Genomic DNA, 13,649 nt, shown 5'->3' on the forward strand with positions numbered 1-13,649 from the left:
ATCAAAGCTTATATGCCTTAAAAATGGAATGACAAAAAGCACTGTGGATACCCACAGTGCTTTACCAAGTCGAGCCTGAATCGTCATTTTATCGTGAAAATTATAATTATTTAAATGTTTTTACTCGTTCTTCAACAGGCTGGAATTCTTTTTCACCTGGTTGGAATGTCGGTTTACCAAATGGCATTTCAGCAATCAGTTTCCAATGCTCAGGAATGTTCCATTCGTTTTTCACTTTTTCATCAATCAATGGGTTGTAATGCTGAAGGGATGCCCCCAGTCCTTCTTGCTCCAGAGCCGTCCATACTACCAATTGCAACATACCATTAGATTGGTTGGACCAGATTGGGAAATTGTCCGCATAGGCTTCAAATTGTTGCTGCAGACCAGCTACCACGTTATTGTCTTCAAAGAACAAGACTGTTCCGTATCCGCTGCGGAAACCGTTCATTTTCTCGGCAGTAGACTTGAATTGCTCCTCATTGCCTACAACCTCACGCAAAATATCTTCTGTAATATTCCACAGTTTATCATGATGCTCTCCGAGCAACACTACAGCACGTGAAGTTTGGGAGTTGAAAGAGGTAGGTGTATACTTAACAGCTTCCTCTACAATCTCTTGAATCCGTTGGTCAGAAATGACCTGTTCTTTGCTAATACCATAATAGGAGCGTCTGTCTTTCAGAGCTGTGAAGAAGTCTTTAGCCATTTTGTTACCTCCTGAGAAAAATTAATTACTTTTCGTAACTTAATATACATTACATATATCTTAAAGTCAAGAGATTTCTTTTTAAATATTACCAGTTAGTTGATGATTATACGCCACCATTATATTTTTTCTCACTGGAAGAGGTGTGCTTGGTTGCATCCTTGTCTCTCTCCTCCTGCCTTTCCATCTTCAAATCCTCTACGGGAATGGAGTCTACCGTCTGCTCAATCTCAAAACGGTCAAACAAGCTTTCCTGCTCTGTCGGATACTGCTCTGCATGATCTCGATTGATCGACTGTTCCTGATGTTTAGACTCCGTTGTTCCTTTCCCCGTCTGTCCTTTCTGCTCATTCTGATCGTGCAGGTTATCTTCAAATGGGGCCATTTTACTTCCCTCCCTATCGGATTGGTGTTCACAGTATACTTTTACCTTTCACATCGAGGATTAAACGCAAAAAAGAGAAAATCTCCGCAAAGATTTTCTCTACTCATGTTCTTATAAATGGTTGATTGGATTATTCCGAGCTGGATTTACCTGTACACTCATGAAAAAGATGAGGTTCCAGCTTCTCTCCCGTTACGAGCTTCTGCACCAGTTGAGTCCCCGAGTCGGGGGTCATTTGACCATACCAGTCCCCTTGAGGATATACGATCACAACCGCAGCATCATGACAACGCCCATTACAGCGAGTTCTGGTCGTGTGAATATATGCTTCTGCATTTTGTTTACGAATTTCATCCCGAATTGCCTGTGTAACTTCTTCACCCTCATGTCGCATACATGTGCCTCCATTGCAGATCAACACATGATGCTTCATTGGTTCTAATTCAAAAATGGCCATAGCTTCCCCTTTAATCAACAGTTGTTGGTTTTAAATCAATGTTTATCTGGATAAAGAACAAGCTGTGCTTCCATCTGACCAGCTTCAATCGTCAGCACGATAAATGAATATTCGTCTTCGCCGCGTTTGTCCGTCGGAGACCCCGGATTAAGGACAAGCTGACCGTCAATCGTTTTGACCACCGGAATATGCGAATGTCCATAAATCAGGCAATCTAGCGTTTCTCCCTTAAACGTATTCAATGCGATATTTTCTGTCGTTCCTCGCCAGCCGTGACCGTGAACCATACCGATCCGCTTGCCTTCGACTTCGATGATTCGCTGATAGCCTAAACGCTCCACGATGTCCATTCCATCATTGTTTCCGGCAATGCCTTGCACAGGCGCAAATTCAGCTAGACGTTCATATACGAACCAATCCGTCCAGTCTCCGGCATGGAGAATGAGGTCACTGCCTTTTAACTCCTGTACAAGCCGACTAGGCAACGCTTTGCTTCTATGCGGCATATGAGTGTCTGAAAGTACGATGATTTTCATATAAATTCTCCTTACCAGCGTCTTTACACGGATGAACTTTGTTGCCCCACGCGCTGCTGAAGTGCCTGCTCCAGATCTCGCAGCGTAACGGTCTCGAAAAACGCCTGTATTTTCTGCTCTGCCACGGTATATAAACCATCCAATAATGCGTCTATGTTCCTGCCTACCTCACAATTATGATTGCTGTCGGTATGGATGGCGAACAACGGACCTTCATCCTTGGTCGCCTCATAGATCATTTTCAGATTGATGTTTGAACTGGACATGCTTAGACGAAAGCCGCGTGCTCCAGGCGACGAATCCACCAAACCCGCTTGCTTGAGTCGGCTCATAATCCTCCTCACAACTACCGGGTTTGTATTGATGCTGGAAGCAATAAGTGACGATGTCATTCGATCCGGTGCCCCTTCAGCCAGAAGAAGCAGACAATGGATACTAACGGAAAAATGGGTACTCATGTTAACCACCTTTATGTGTGTGCCTCATTAAATGTTTGGTAAAATGCTTGTTTCCATCATACCACAATAGAGGAACCAACACAGTGCTTACTGCACCTTACTCCGGAAAATAGTCATTTTCAGGACGTACTCGCACTTTTAATTGGCGTACACTATATTCCAACTGCTTAACGATATCCTCCAGTTGACGACGGTCAAGTCCATTAAGGTCGGCCGCAGGCTTGGGTGCATTTTTCAAATCACGTATGGTTGCCTGCTGCTCCTGCCACTTGTCCATCAGGTCGGCTATATTCGCATAAAAGCGTTCATAATCCTTGATCACTTCATCCAGAAAGGCATCCACCTCGTCCGGATCATAGCCGCGCATTTTATTCTTAAACTGTTTCTCATGAATGGAGAGCGCGTCCAGCTGAATGCCCAGTTGTTTAAACAACTGCTTTTGTTTATCCAGACGACGCTTCATATGTTCATCCATCGGTTATTCCCTCCTTAACGCACTATTCTTTTTATATCACATTCTAGGCTGGGAATAAAAGTCTCTGCTGATTGCCCGGCCCTATGAACGGGTATAAAAGAGCATACGTGTCACTTATACAGACCACGAAGGGGAGAGATGATCATGAACCATTTGAACGATTCGCAGCTTGCAGAGCTGAAACATATGTTGCTGGAGCAGAAAAAGGATTTAGAAAAGCATTTTGAACAAAACGGTCAGGAAAACGCTCAATTGGGAGAAACACTGACAGATTCCACAGGTGAGCTCTCGTCCTATGATAACCACCCCGCTGATATAGGGACAGAAACCTTTGAACGGTCCCGTGATCTGGCGATTAATGATTCGCTGCAAGACGAGCTGGAGCAGGTCAATGCAGCCCTTCAACGGATGAAGGATGGGACATACGGAATATGTGTGGAGAGCGGGAAAGAAATTCCCTTTGAACGGTTGCAAGCCATTCCATATACAGCCTATACAATCGAGCACACGCCAACTCGAGAATTATCGAATGACCGTCCTGTAGAGGAACAGGTCATGACTCCGCCGCCCAAGGGTGCAGGTGAGGTTCGCCAACGGAATGCAGGACGATTTGACGATGCGGGCGCATGGGACGCCGTGGAGAAATACGGTACATCGAACTCGCCTGCAACTGCCGCCAAGCGTGATGTCACTGATTATGATGAAAATATGTAATGCTATATGCTTATGTATTCGTTCATCTAAAAAAGCAGCTTGTCCTTTGGACAGGCTGCTTTTTATGTCTTTACGGGAATACAGTGATCCCGTTATCCAATTTCTATCCGTTTCCGACTGCGAGCTGACTCAATACAAGCGTCGATCACCTTCATATTGCTCACCGCATCTTCTGGCTCATACGGCAACGGGACACCGTCAAGCACCGCTTTAGCAAAAGCATCCGCTTGCAGTTCAAAGGAATTAAAACCTTTCAGACGTTCCTCACGCGTGACCGAACCGACGTGGACGAAAATTTGCGGTACAACAGACGTTCTTTCCCAACCGAACATTTTGGGCATCGCAATCGTACCCTTGCTACCGAGAATTTCCATGTTGGAACGATTAGCTGCCCACATGCCACAATCGAAAGTAAGGTTGACTCCACCCGGAAATTCCAGCAAACCGGAAGCCATCATATCGACGTTGTCATGCTCCGGGGAAAATAAGGCATGTACCGTCACTGCCTCCGGTTCCCGATCCAAATACATACGAGCGGCTGATATCGGATAGACGCCCACATCATATAGCGAGCCGCCGCCCATGTTTTTATTAAAGCGCACATTATCTGCCTGATCGGTATTGTTAAACGTAAACGTGCAATGAATGCCGCGAATGTCACCAATTTCCCCACTATTGATAATTTCCTTAATTCTTCGATGTTTGGGATGATAGCGATACATAAAAGCCTCTGCAAAGATCACTCCTGCATGTTGACATTCTTCGATCATGCGACTTGTCCCGGCCGAGCTAAGAGAAGATGGTTTTTCACACAAAACGTGCTTCCCAGCCTCCGCTGCCCGAATGGTCCACTCTTCATGCAGATGGTTCGGCAACGGAATGTACACCGCTCCGATTTCGGGATCAGCCAACAGTTCATCATAGCTTCCATAACTTTTCGGAATATCGAACTCCCGGGCGGTCTCAGCGGCTTTATCCGCATTACGACTAGCAATCCCAAGCACTTCTCCGCGTTCGGATTGCTGAATTGCCGGAATTACAGCGATTTGGGCGATCTCCGCAGTGCCTAAAATTCCCCATTTCAGCTTTCTACCCATCATTCTCATCCTTTCGTGGTTAGGAATAGTTGTCTTGTTCCGCTTTATGCAGCATACCTAAGCAACGGTCCAAATCAGCTTTGACCTGCTTCTTGTACAATCGTGCTTTCTCCTCCCCATCATCTGTAAAGTGATAGAGTACAATCTCCTGAAAATCCACGCGCGGGTCTGTTCCTTTCAATCGCTTGGTACGGTAAAAAACACCTTCCTGTACCAGCTCATGCAGCGCCCGGTAAACCTCGCTCTGAGGCGGAACATACCCAAAGCCACTAAACTCATCTTTCATCGATTCGAGCATCTGATATCCATAACCGCGATGCCTCTCCACCATTGTGATCAGATAAATTTTGATAAAAGCCCGCTGGGATATCATAAACGCCATTTCACAGCCTCCTCCACACCTTATTCGTGCACCTTATCTTCCATTATAAACCACTCTGCGTCCATACACTATTTCCTTTGATGATATGAGAGCGTATGAGAACCCTTCATCTCTTGTGACCTGTTTTAAGATGGCGAGAGATATAGAATGAGGCGATATAGAGTAGTGTGCGAAGCGCTGAGAAATGATTTTATTGTTTTTGCTATTATGAATTTTTCATATGTTGAAATAATATAACTAAAGCTAAAAAAATAGAGTTACAGATTACGAAGACTGGATTAATTGTTTTAAGGCCTCCGTATCGTTACTTGTCAAAACAGGAATATATTCTGTTATTTTTTGGATGTCCCAGTCCCACCATTTCAGGGTTTGTAGCATAGCTATAGTTTCCTCATCAAACCGATAACGAATTAACTTCGCAGGATTTCCTCCTACAATGGAATATGGCCGAACATCTTTAGTCACCACGGCGTTTGACGCAATGATCGCGCCATCACCAATTTGAACTCCGGGCATAATGGTAGCGTTGTAACCAATCCAAACATCATTTCCAACCACAGTGTCCCCTTTGTAGCCCCCACTTAAATTGGGTAAACCAACTTCCCAATCTCCGCCAAACGCTCCAAAAGGAAAAGTCGTAAATGCATTTGTATTATGATTAGCACCATTCATAATAAATTTGGCTTTGGCTGCAATCGCACAAAACTTACCAATCTTTAATTTGTCCCCTATAAAATCAAAATGATAAAGGACATTTTTCTCAAAATCCAAAGGGTTATCATTATCGTCATAATAGGTATAATCCCCGATTTCGATATATGGATTAACCACTACATTGTTCAAAAAACACAGACTTCTAATATTTTTCATCGGAAAAACGCTTCTTGTATCTGGACCACTCATTTTGCGACCCTCCCATATGGATGTTCCTTCACCTTACTGGTAAAGGAACATCCAGTCTATCAGTATGCATACTATTAAACAAATGTAGATAGAAAAGTATCCCATTGCCTTATTTCTTGGCTTTGGGATACTCTTGTGAACATATATGATTGGGTTATCAAATCAGGCTTGCTTTTGTAAGGCTGGCGGACCTCCAGTCGGGCGAGGACGAACCCGAAGCCCCACGATCCATTTGCCCAGAGGCAAGCGTGCCAGTAGCCATGTTCCGGCAACGGAAAAGATCATACAGAGAACGAACGAAGCCAGCGTACGAAGAACGTGGCTCCAGTCTGCAAAAAACGTCTCGTCAAAATAATAGGTCACACGCAGCATAAAGGCATGCATGAGATACGCTCCATAGGACAACGTTCCGATGGCCGTCAGCATACTCGCCGCACGTCCCCCCTTATGAGCAATCCACGTCGCTACCCGATAAGCTACAAAAATAGACGCGACGCAATATACAGCCATGACCGGACGCAGCAAAGACAAATAGTTAAAGGAAAGAACTGTACCTCGCGGCGTCTGGAACTGACCGATCATCTCGTACAGTAAGTAGCCTGTAATCACGATAAACAACGGCCAGTATATCATCTGTGCTTTGGTTACCCAAGCATTCCAACGCTTGACGTTCATCCCGGCTGCCGCTCCTAACACAAAATAAAAGAAAAAGTAGATCACATTCCGGTCAGCGTACAGGGTAAACCAAGAGGTAATGACCGGAAGCTGGAGCTTATCCATCGCTTGGTATACGGGTCCAACGGCGAACATGAGCAAAATATATAGCACGCCGAATCCAGCCAATGCAGCTGGTCGCCATTTTGACGGCAGTAGCGCAGACAAATGACGGACCGCATAACGAAACACGGGAAATAACACATAACATTGGATAATCATAACGATGTACCATAGATGATAGCTGCTTTTCCCGTTCAATAGCTTCTGGAAAAAATCCAGCGGGTGAATATATCCACCACTTTGGGCAAGCTGATTTCCCAATTCGTATAAAAGAGACCATATGATATACGGAACAATGATGTCCATGAATCTTTTACGTAAAAACGTTCCGTACTTTAAGACCCCATCATAATTGTAAAATAGCACCATGCCCGTGATAAACACAAACACCGGAACTGCAAATTTGGAACACAGCAGTAAAAGTGTCATCAAAACCCCGTCCTGGATGCGCGCCCCCTGCGCAACCGCATAATGTGCGACGGAATGCTGAAGAACAACGGCGGCAAAAGCCAACCCTCTTAGCAAAGCGACTTCGGAAATTCTCTCTTTTTGACTCATGTCACTCTCCTGTTACATCTAGCAATTTATAAATCCATGATTTTTCAAAATCCTCAAATCTATTATAACGACAATTCTGTAAAAATATATAGAAGGATAAACGAGCCAACAACAAGCAAAGCATCATTTATCTCAGGTTTATTCTATGTTTCACTAACATGTAAAAGCAGCAGTCTTCCCTCTCGGGGAGACTGCTGCTGTAGAAACAACCTATATACAAAGGAGATAGGAAAGCCTGTTAAATCACGTTCTCAACTAGCCGTTAGTTGTTTACAGGTTCCTTCTAGTATCTGTGTACGCATCTGTCCGCGTATCCGCCACCGTATCATCATACGTTCTGTAACGATCCGCATTCAGCGAACGGTTGGTGCGGAAAATATCATAAACATCCCTGTGATGGTCAGCAGAATCCACCAGCACTAAAATCTTGCCCTGATCGACGTATGTCTCGTATTGACGTGCATCATCTTCTGGAATGCCTAGCCCGACCAGTCCACCGACCAAGCCACCTGCTCCCGCTCCGACAGCTGCTCCGGTAAGAGTAGCCGCGATAGGTCCAGCAGCAAGGATCGGTCCGATACCCGGAATAGCCAAGGCCCCGATGCCTGCCAGCAAGCCAGCAACGCCGCCTACAATACCGCCGGTAGCCGCCCCTGTCGCTACACCCTCCGGTGCTTTGGTGCCTGTCTCTTCACTAATCGTCCTTAGCTCGTCACGGTCACGGGTGATCACAGAAATTTCACTGCTTGGGATTCCTTTGCTCTGCAATTGTCCTATCGCACGAGATGCTTCCTGCTCTGTATCAAAAACACCAACAATTTTCTTTTCATTATAATCGTTTAAGTTATTAGCCATAATAGTTACCTCCCAATATTTTGGTGTTGAGTGGTTCGTCTTTCATTACCCCGCCATTATGACGTTTAAACGATTTTACGAAAATTCAAAAAGTCGATTAGCATAAAACAGCTTCTATTTAACGCTTTGGCTTTGCTCTGTTGGTCGCCACAGCTTCCAGTGGATCATCCGGCCAATAATGCTTGGGATATCTGCCCTTCAGGTCCTTTTTGACTTCAAAGTAAGCCTCGCTCCAGAAGCTGGACAAGTCGGAAGTCACTTGGACAGGTCGCTGGGCAGGTGACAGTAAATGCAATACAATGGGTACGCGTCCGCGTCCAATAAGAGGCGTATCCCTCATACCGAACAACTCTTGTAGTCGTACGGCCAGCGCTGGTGCCTCAGGATTCGAATAATCGACAGGAATGCGGGAACCGCTGGGTACGCGGATATGCGTCGGCGCTTCCTGATCAAGCTGCTGCCGCTGTTCCCAATCCAGCCTGCCAAGCAGCAATGCAGCACTGTCCAGCCGTTGCAAATCGGATACATTTTTGGCTCCTAGAGCAAAAGGCAACAGCCACGATTCCAATGAATCCAGCAATGCCGATTCCGTGCAGTCCGGCCAGTCCTCAGGCGCCGAGAAGTGCATAAAAATCAAACGAGCCTGCAACTGGAGGGTTTGCCGATTCCATGACAGTAGCTTCAGACCTCGTTCACGGACAGCCTGCATCAAGGCGGCAGCTACTTCCTCTGCCGGAGGTCGCTCATAGGACGTTTCCTTTAAGACGAGTGAGCCCAGCCGCAGTACCTTGCGGGCTCTCGCTGCTGAGGCGGAGCTATCCCAGTATACGTTGGCTTGTTCTAGCAGCAATTCGCTGCAATGCTGAATCAGCTCTTGCAGTTCAACCGGTGCCGCCAACTGAATGGCGCCATCTGCTCCCTCGTCGTCCACTTCGGCGGCGACGAGATAGGACGAACGCGACATCCACTCCACTTGTCGGAGTCGCGCCCCCCGACCGCCGCTAAGCAAAAAGCGGCCATCCCCCCGGCCCTGCGCGATCCGATCCGGATACGCAAAGGCCAACAGCAGCCCGCAAGCCGCGGAGCCATCAGGCTCGTCCTGCGCTGCGGCTGCTGTCGGCAGCGTGGCTAGCAGCTGCCGGCTCTCCTGCACGATACGGCGAATCACCGTATCGTCTGCTGCCCGCAGCAGGCTGTGCGTACTGCGGGCATGGGCCGCCTCGCGCAGGGCATCCAGCCGCGGGCGCAAATCCGTTCCGCCATGTGCGCGGAACGGGTCCCGCTCTTGCAGCAGCGCAGCCAGACGGCTGGCAGTCGGGGCCAGGCCAAGGGCGGCTGCGCGCAACAGCATGTGCCCAAGGCGCGGGTGCGTGCCTTGGGCGGACACCTCGCGCCCATGCGCGGTGATGCCGCCTGTAGTGCCGTCGGCTGCTTCATCCAGGCAGCCGAGCTGGTGCAGCAGACCTGTGGCCTGGCGGTACGCGGCCTCAGGCGGGGCATCCAGCCAGGCCAGCTCGGCGGGCTCGCGCACGCCCCAGGCCGCCAGCTCCAGCGCGAGCGGGGCCAGATCCGCCGCGGCGATTTCCGGGCGACTGGCATCGGGGAGCGCGGCATGCTCCTGTGCGCTCCACAGCCGGTAGCATACGCCCGGCTGGAGACGGCCCGCCCGTCCGCGCCGCTGGTCGGCGGAGGCCTTGGACACCTTGACGGTGGTCAAACGGCTCATACCGGTTCGCGCGGAAAACACCGATTCCCGCGACAGTCCGCTATCGATCACCACCGTAATCCCGGCGATGGTCAAACTGGACTCGGCAATCGATGTGGCCAATACCACTTTTCGACTGCCCAAAGCCGATGAACGTATTGCCTCATCCTGCTGCTCCAGCTTCATGCTGCCGTACAGCGGAATTACCTTGACGTGTGCTGGTAAATGCTTTGAAGCCAATTCTCGTTCCGTTCTATGAATTTCTCTAGCCCCTGGTAAAAACACCAACAGATCGCCTTCATGAACATCAAGCGCCTTATCTACCGTCTCAGCCGTAAAAGACTCTAATGAGATTGATGAAGGTTTGGACATATGAAAGGTTTCTACTGGAAATACGGTGCCTGGACATTCCAGCAATGGCGCATCCCCTAATAGTCTGCATACAGGCTCTGCCTCCAGGGTGGCAGACATGATCAATATCTTCAAATCCGGTCGCAACAGCGCCTGGCTTTGCAGGGCAAGTGCCAATCCCAAGTCTGCATGCAGGCTGCGTTCATGAAACTCATCAAACATAATCAGCCCGACTCCCTCCAATGCCTGATCATGTTGCAGCATCCGGGTCAGTACGCCCTCCGTAACCACTTCAATCCGCGTGTTTGGTCCTACTTTTGTATCCATACGAACTCGATAACCCACGGTCTTCCCGGTGGGCTCTCCCAGCGCTTTCGCCATTTGCGCTGCTGCTGCACGTGCTGCCAAACGCCTCGGCTCCAGCATAATCATCTTTTGCCCTGCCAGCCACGGCTCATGCAGCAGCTCCAGCGGTGTTACCGTCGTTTTCCCCGCTCCCGGCTGTGCAATCAGTACCGCCGCCGAATGGGATTGCAGTGTATGTTTAAGCTCGGGGATCACTTGCATAATAGGCAGTTGTTTATCTGTCAATGAAATCTCTCCAATGATACGCTTGATGCGTAGAATCTAAGTTTTAATTCCTTTATTATTGTGAATTTTTCATTACCTGTAATTATTGAATATTGAATAAAAAATGTTAAGCTGCACTCTGGGACTTCTCTTTGATCTGTCGTGCATAATTCTTCTAAATCTATTATACAGATATTTAAATTTCCCGTCTGGCCATCGCAGCTATGTAAGTTTTCTGTGTTAGCTCCTATACCCTGTCGAGATGCACTCGCGGCAAGTTCGTTTTATAATATGGTTGATATGGATTGCTGAAGGACGGAATATAGAATCGAGGTCACTTTCGTATGGAATTACAGGCCCAACCCATCAGAGGGCGATTTGCCCCAACACCATCGGGATGGATACACTTAGGAAACGCTCGTACCGCCTTATTATCCTGGCTGCACGTTCGTTCCCTGGGTGGAACCTATATTTTGCGCATGGAAGATATCGATATGACGCGAGCTCGCAGCCAGTTGGCGCAAGGGATTATGGAAGATTTGCGCTGGATCGGGCTGGAATGGGACGAAGGACCCGACGTAGGCGGTCCCTACGGTCCCTACACTCAAAGCCAGCGGCTGGAACGCTTCCAATCTGCATTGGAGATACTACAGGAGCAAGATTTGCTGTATCCTTGTTTTTGTAGTCGGGCCGACATTGTGGCTGCCGCCCATGCTCCACATGGACTGTCTGGTGAAGGACCCGCATATTCAGGTGCATGTCGTAACCTTAGCTCTCAAGATGTCGTAGCCAAAGCACAACATAAACTCCCTTCACTTCGCTTTAAAGTACCGCAAAATCCAGATGCCGTTATTTCGTTTCATGATCAGGTAGCAGGCCATGTGACCTTCGGTGCGGCAGAGGGCGGCGATTTTATCGTCAAACGGGCGGACGGCATGTTTTCCTATCAGCTGGCTGTCGTTGTCGATGATGCAGATATGTATATGACCGACGTACTACGTGGGTATGATCTTCTCGATTCGACTCCCCGTCAGCTATTGCTGTACCAAGCTTTGGGGTTGCAGTCGCCACGTTTCGCACACGTTCCCCTTGTCCTGGGCCCTGATGGGCGAAGGCTGGCCAAACGACATGGTGGCGTAGCACTCCGAGCTATGCGCCGACAAGGTATCACACCGGAAGCAGTCATTGGCTGGCTCGCCTATTTTTCCGGGCTGCTGGATTCACCTGAGCCTGTGAAGGCTATGGATTTAATCGATGACTTTCATTTGGACAAACTGCCCAAAGAACCCGTCATCCTGACGAAACAATGCCTCATGAGATTATCTGCACTGCAACGGTAATGAGGTAAAGCGCGGAAATCAAAGTGTACGGGCAAGGGCATTCCGCCCTTTGCTCCGCTCGCTTCTATTCCTTCAGTCGCTTACGCATAGCGGACTCATATTCATAAAATACAGACGACGTATTTAGCCCTCTTTCCTCCAGCAGCATACGGAGACGTAGTGATTTTTCAGTCAGCCTGCGACTGATCCGTTGTTGCTCTCCTGCCTCATGACAAGCGTGAAGCAAATCACGTAGCTGGACACATTCCTTTTGTAACTGAAGCTCTTCCGGTAAAATGCCTGCATTCTTCAACAGCTTGTACGACATCCGCAGCTCCTCTGGAACATGTGACAAATCCTCGATCACCAGTGGCTTGCCCTCTCCCGGTAAATGATCAAACTCACCTTTGGCCATCGCCTCAGCAATCTTCTGCTCTGCCATTCTGGAGAACATCCCCATCACTCCTTGTTTTAAGCTTCCTATGTACAATCTATATTAAAGAAACCTGGAGTCCTTTGCCACTGTAGCTTACATATCATTAGGATGCCCTGTTTCCATAAAGGAGAGAGGGGGTTATTCTTCGATCCCAAGCAGTTGACATACTTGTACTCTATATTTTTTGGCCTTACGTGTTCCATGAATGAGATTAGACAAGCGGCTAGCAGGAATATGATAGGTATCACAAAATGTTCTCTGATCCATTTGCCTCTCGACTAGCTTTTCTTTGATTTTCCAGCCAAAAGGGGTTACTGCATTGCGTTTTTTCAACAACGTTACCACCTCTTCATAGTATGGGATTTAGGATTTAGGATTATGATTGGGGTTTGGAGATTGGATTTCACGCTCTTCCTTTAGCAACATGTCATGAACTCATTTGTTAAGATTTCATTTTGTATATTTGGTATTGATTCAATAGTTCATCCAGTTTCATGGATTGTTCAATCACTTTGGGATGCGTTAAAAATCCGTATTTCTTCTGGACTTGGTACAGTCTTTTTCTGGCCCGTTCGACACGAAGTAAAGTCACACCTGGATTCATCAGCATGATTCCCCCTTCTGTGTCGTATCCTAATACAAAACGTAAACTTTTGGATTTTTTGAAAATTTGCTCGACAAAAAAAGTGCTTCTGCAGCATTCCAGAGGCACTTTTTGGAGTTTTATGTTTATTTAAAAAAATGCAACAGACTCCTACAAGCTGAACTTAAAATTCAACTATTGTTTCACTACGCAGTCGGATGTTGCTTCCCATCGTCACCGCCCCCGTATTTCCTTAAAAAAGTCAGAGGAGGGTTAAAATTCGTGGCAAAAGCGACCGCTTTACTTGCACAGCAACATTCTACCTTCTTCGTTTTCCATATATATTTTATTTTATTCAACTTGGAATCAACACTGAGAA

17 protein-coding genes are annotated in these 13,649 nt (G+C 47.5%); 2 read left to right on the forward strand and 15 right to left on the reverse strand.

Going from position 1 to position 13,649, the window contains the following annotated elements:
* Nucleotides 1-106 precede the first annotated feature (106 nt).
* The 6 genes from NSS66_RS00770 to NSS66_RS00795 all read right to left on the reverse strand — a co-directional run bounded on the left by NSS66_RS00770 (nucleotide 107) and on the right by NSS66_RS00795 (nucleotide 3,020).
* On the reverse strand, nucleotides 107-709 hold the full coding sequence (locus NSS66_RS00770; RefSeq protein WP_025722870.1) for a nitroreductase family protein: 603 nt from the start codon (nucleotides 707-709) through the stop codon (nucleotides 107-109).
* A gap of 106 nt (nucleotides 710-815) precedes the next feature.
* Nucleotides 816-1,094: a hypothetical protein gene (locus NSS66_RS00775; protein ID WP_340958249.1), complete on the reverse strand. Its 279-nt coding sequence runs from the start codon at nucleotides 1,092-1,094 to the stop codon at nucleotides 816-818.
* A 130-nt stretch (nucleotides 1,095-1,224) separates the two neighbouring features.
* A complete protein-coding gene (locus NSS66_RS00780; protein ID WP_023988299.1) occupies nucleotides 1,225-1,551 on the reverse strand; it encodes a (2Fe-2S) ferredoxin domain-containing protein in 327 nt (108 codons plus the stop codon).
* A gap of 35 nt (nucleotides 1,552-1,586) precedes the next feature.
* Nucleotides 1,587-2,087: a metallophosphoesterase family protein gene (locus NSS66_RS00785; protein WP_340958252.1), complete on the reverse strand. Its 501-nt coding sequence runs from the start codon at nucleotides 2,085-2,087 to the stop codon at nucleotides 1,587-1,589.
* A 23-nt stretch (nucleotides 2,088-2,110) separates the two neighbouring features.
* Nucleotides 2,111-2,545, reverse strand: coding sequence for an Rrf2 family transcriptional regulator (locus tag NSS66_RS00790; RefSeq protein WP_076294861.1), 435 nt, complete (start codon nucleotides 2,543-2,545; stop codon nucleotides 2,111-2,113).
* 97 nt (nucleotides 2,546-2,642) lie between these two features.
* Nucleotides 2,643-3,020: a DivIVA domain-containing protein gene (locus NSS66_RS00795; protein ID WP_023988297.1), complete on the reverse strand. Its 378-nt coding sequence runs from the start codon at nucleotides 3,018-3,020 to the stop codon at nucleotides 2,643-2,645.
* 144 nt (nucleotides 3,021-3,164) lie between these two features.
* Here NSS66_RS00795 and NSS66_RS00800 point away from each other — a divergent pair, with 144 nt between their 5' ends.
* Nucleotides 3,165-3,734, forward strand: coding sequence for a TraR/DksA C4-type zinc finger protein (locus NSS66_RS00800; RefSeq protein WP_028542414.1), 570 nt, complete (start codon nucleotides 3,165-3,167; stop codon nucleotides 3,732-3,734).
* 92 nt (nucleotides 3,735-3,826) lie between these two features.
* On the opposite strand, the gene NSS66_RS00805 is transcribed toward NSS66_RS00800, so the two are convergent.
* From NSS66_RS00805 to hrpB, 6 genes are all read right to left on the reverse strand, one after another.
* Complete coding sequence (locus NSS66_RS00805; RefSeq protein ID WP_340958253.1) at nucleotides 3,827-4,831, reverse strand: Gfo/Idh/MocA family protein; 1,005 nt, start codon at nucleotides 4,829-4,831, stop codon at nucleotides 3,827-3,829.
* Between the two features lie 19 nt (nucleotides 4,832-4,850).
* Nucleotides 4,851-5,213 carry a helix-turn-helix transcriptional regulator gene (locus tag NSS66_RS00810; RefSeq protein WP_013310011.1) on the reverse strand — a complete coding sequence of 121 codons (363 nt, stop codon included), beginning with the start codon at nucleotides 5,211-5,213 and terminating at the stop codon, nucleotides 4,851-4,853.
* Nucleotides 5,214-5,477: 264 nt separating this feature from the next.
* Nucleotides 5,478-6,116: a CatB-related O-acetyltransferase gene (locus NSS66_RS00815; protein ID WP_053325291.1), complete on the reverse strand. Its 639-nt coding sequence runs from the start codon at nucleotides 6,114-6,116 to the stop codon at nucleotides 5,478-5,480.
* A gap of 162 nt (nucleotides 6,117-6,278) precedes the next feature.
* Complete coding sequence (locus tag NSS66_RS00820) at nucleotides 6,279-7,451, reverse strand: acyltransferase (protein WP_023988293.1); 1,173 nt, start codon at nucleotides 7,449-7,451, stop codon at nucleotides 6,279-6,281.
* 270 nt (nucleotides 7,452-7,721) lie between these two features.
* Nucleotides 7,722-8,306, reverse strand: coding sequence for a general stress protein (locus NSS66_RS00825; protein WP_028542417.1), 585 nt, complete (start codon nucleotides 8,304-8,306; stop codon nucleotides 7,722-7,724).
* Nucleotides 8,307-8,424: 118 nt separating this feature from the next.
* Entirely contained in the window at nucleotides 8,425-10,953 is a 2,529-nt protein-coding gene (gene hrpB, locus NSS66_RS00830) for an ATP-dependent helicase HrpB (protein WP_340958255.1), read from the reverse strand.
* 323 nt (nucleotides 10,954-11,276) lie between these two features.
* Here hrpB and gluQRS point away from each other — a divergent pair, with 323 nt between their 5' ends.
* Nucleotides 11,277-12,272 carry a tRNA glutamyl-Q(34) synthetase GluQRS gene (gene gluQRS, locus NSS66_RS00835; protein WP_075154090.1) on the forward strand — a complete coding sequence of 332 codons (996 nt, stop codon included), beginning with the start codon at nucleotides 11,277-11,279 and terminating at the stop codon, nucleotides 12,270-12,272.
* A 64-nt stretch (nucleotides 12,273-12,336) separates the two neighbouring features.
* On the opposite strand, the gene NSS66_RS00840 is transcribed toward gluQRS, so the two are convergent.
* From NSS66_RS00840 to NSS66_RS00850, 3 genes are all read right to left on the reverse strand, one after another.
* Entirely contained in the window at nucleotides 12,337-12,711 is a 375-nt protein-coding gene (locus tag NSS66_RS00840) for a DnaJ family domain-containing protein (protein WP_075154089.1), read from the reverse strand.
* A gap of 114 nt (nucleotides 12,712-12,825) precedes the next feature.
* On the reverse strand, nucleotides 12,826-13,020 hold the full coding sequence (locus NSS66_RS00845; protein ID WP_075155049.1) for a Rha family transcriptional regulator: 195 nt from the start codon (nucleotides 13,018-13,020) through the stop codon (nucleotides 12,826-12,828).
* Between the two features lie 109 nt (nucleotides 13,021-13,129).
* On the reverse strand, nucleotides 13,130-13,297 hold the full coding sequence (locus NSS66_RS00850; RefSeq protein ID WP_071558834.1) for an aspartyl-phosphate phosphatase Spo0E family protein: 168 nt from the start codon (nucleotides 13,295-13,297) through the stop codon (nucleotides 13,130-13,132).
* Nucleotides 13,298-13,649: the final 352 nt, after the last annotated feature.

The organism is Paenibacillus sp. FSL R10-2748, assembly GCF_038005565.1.
GTDB classification, from domain to species: domain Bacteria; phylum Bacillota; class Bacilli; order Paenibacillales; family Paenibacillaceae; genus Paenibacillus; species Paenibacillus polymyxa_B.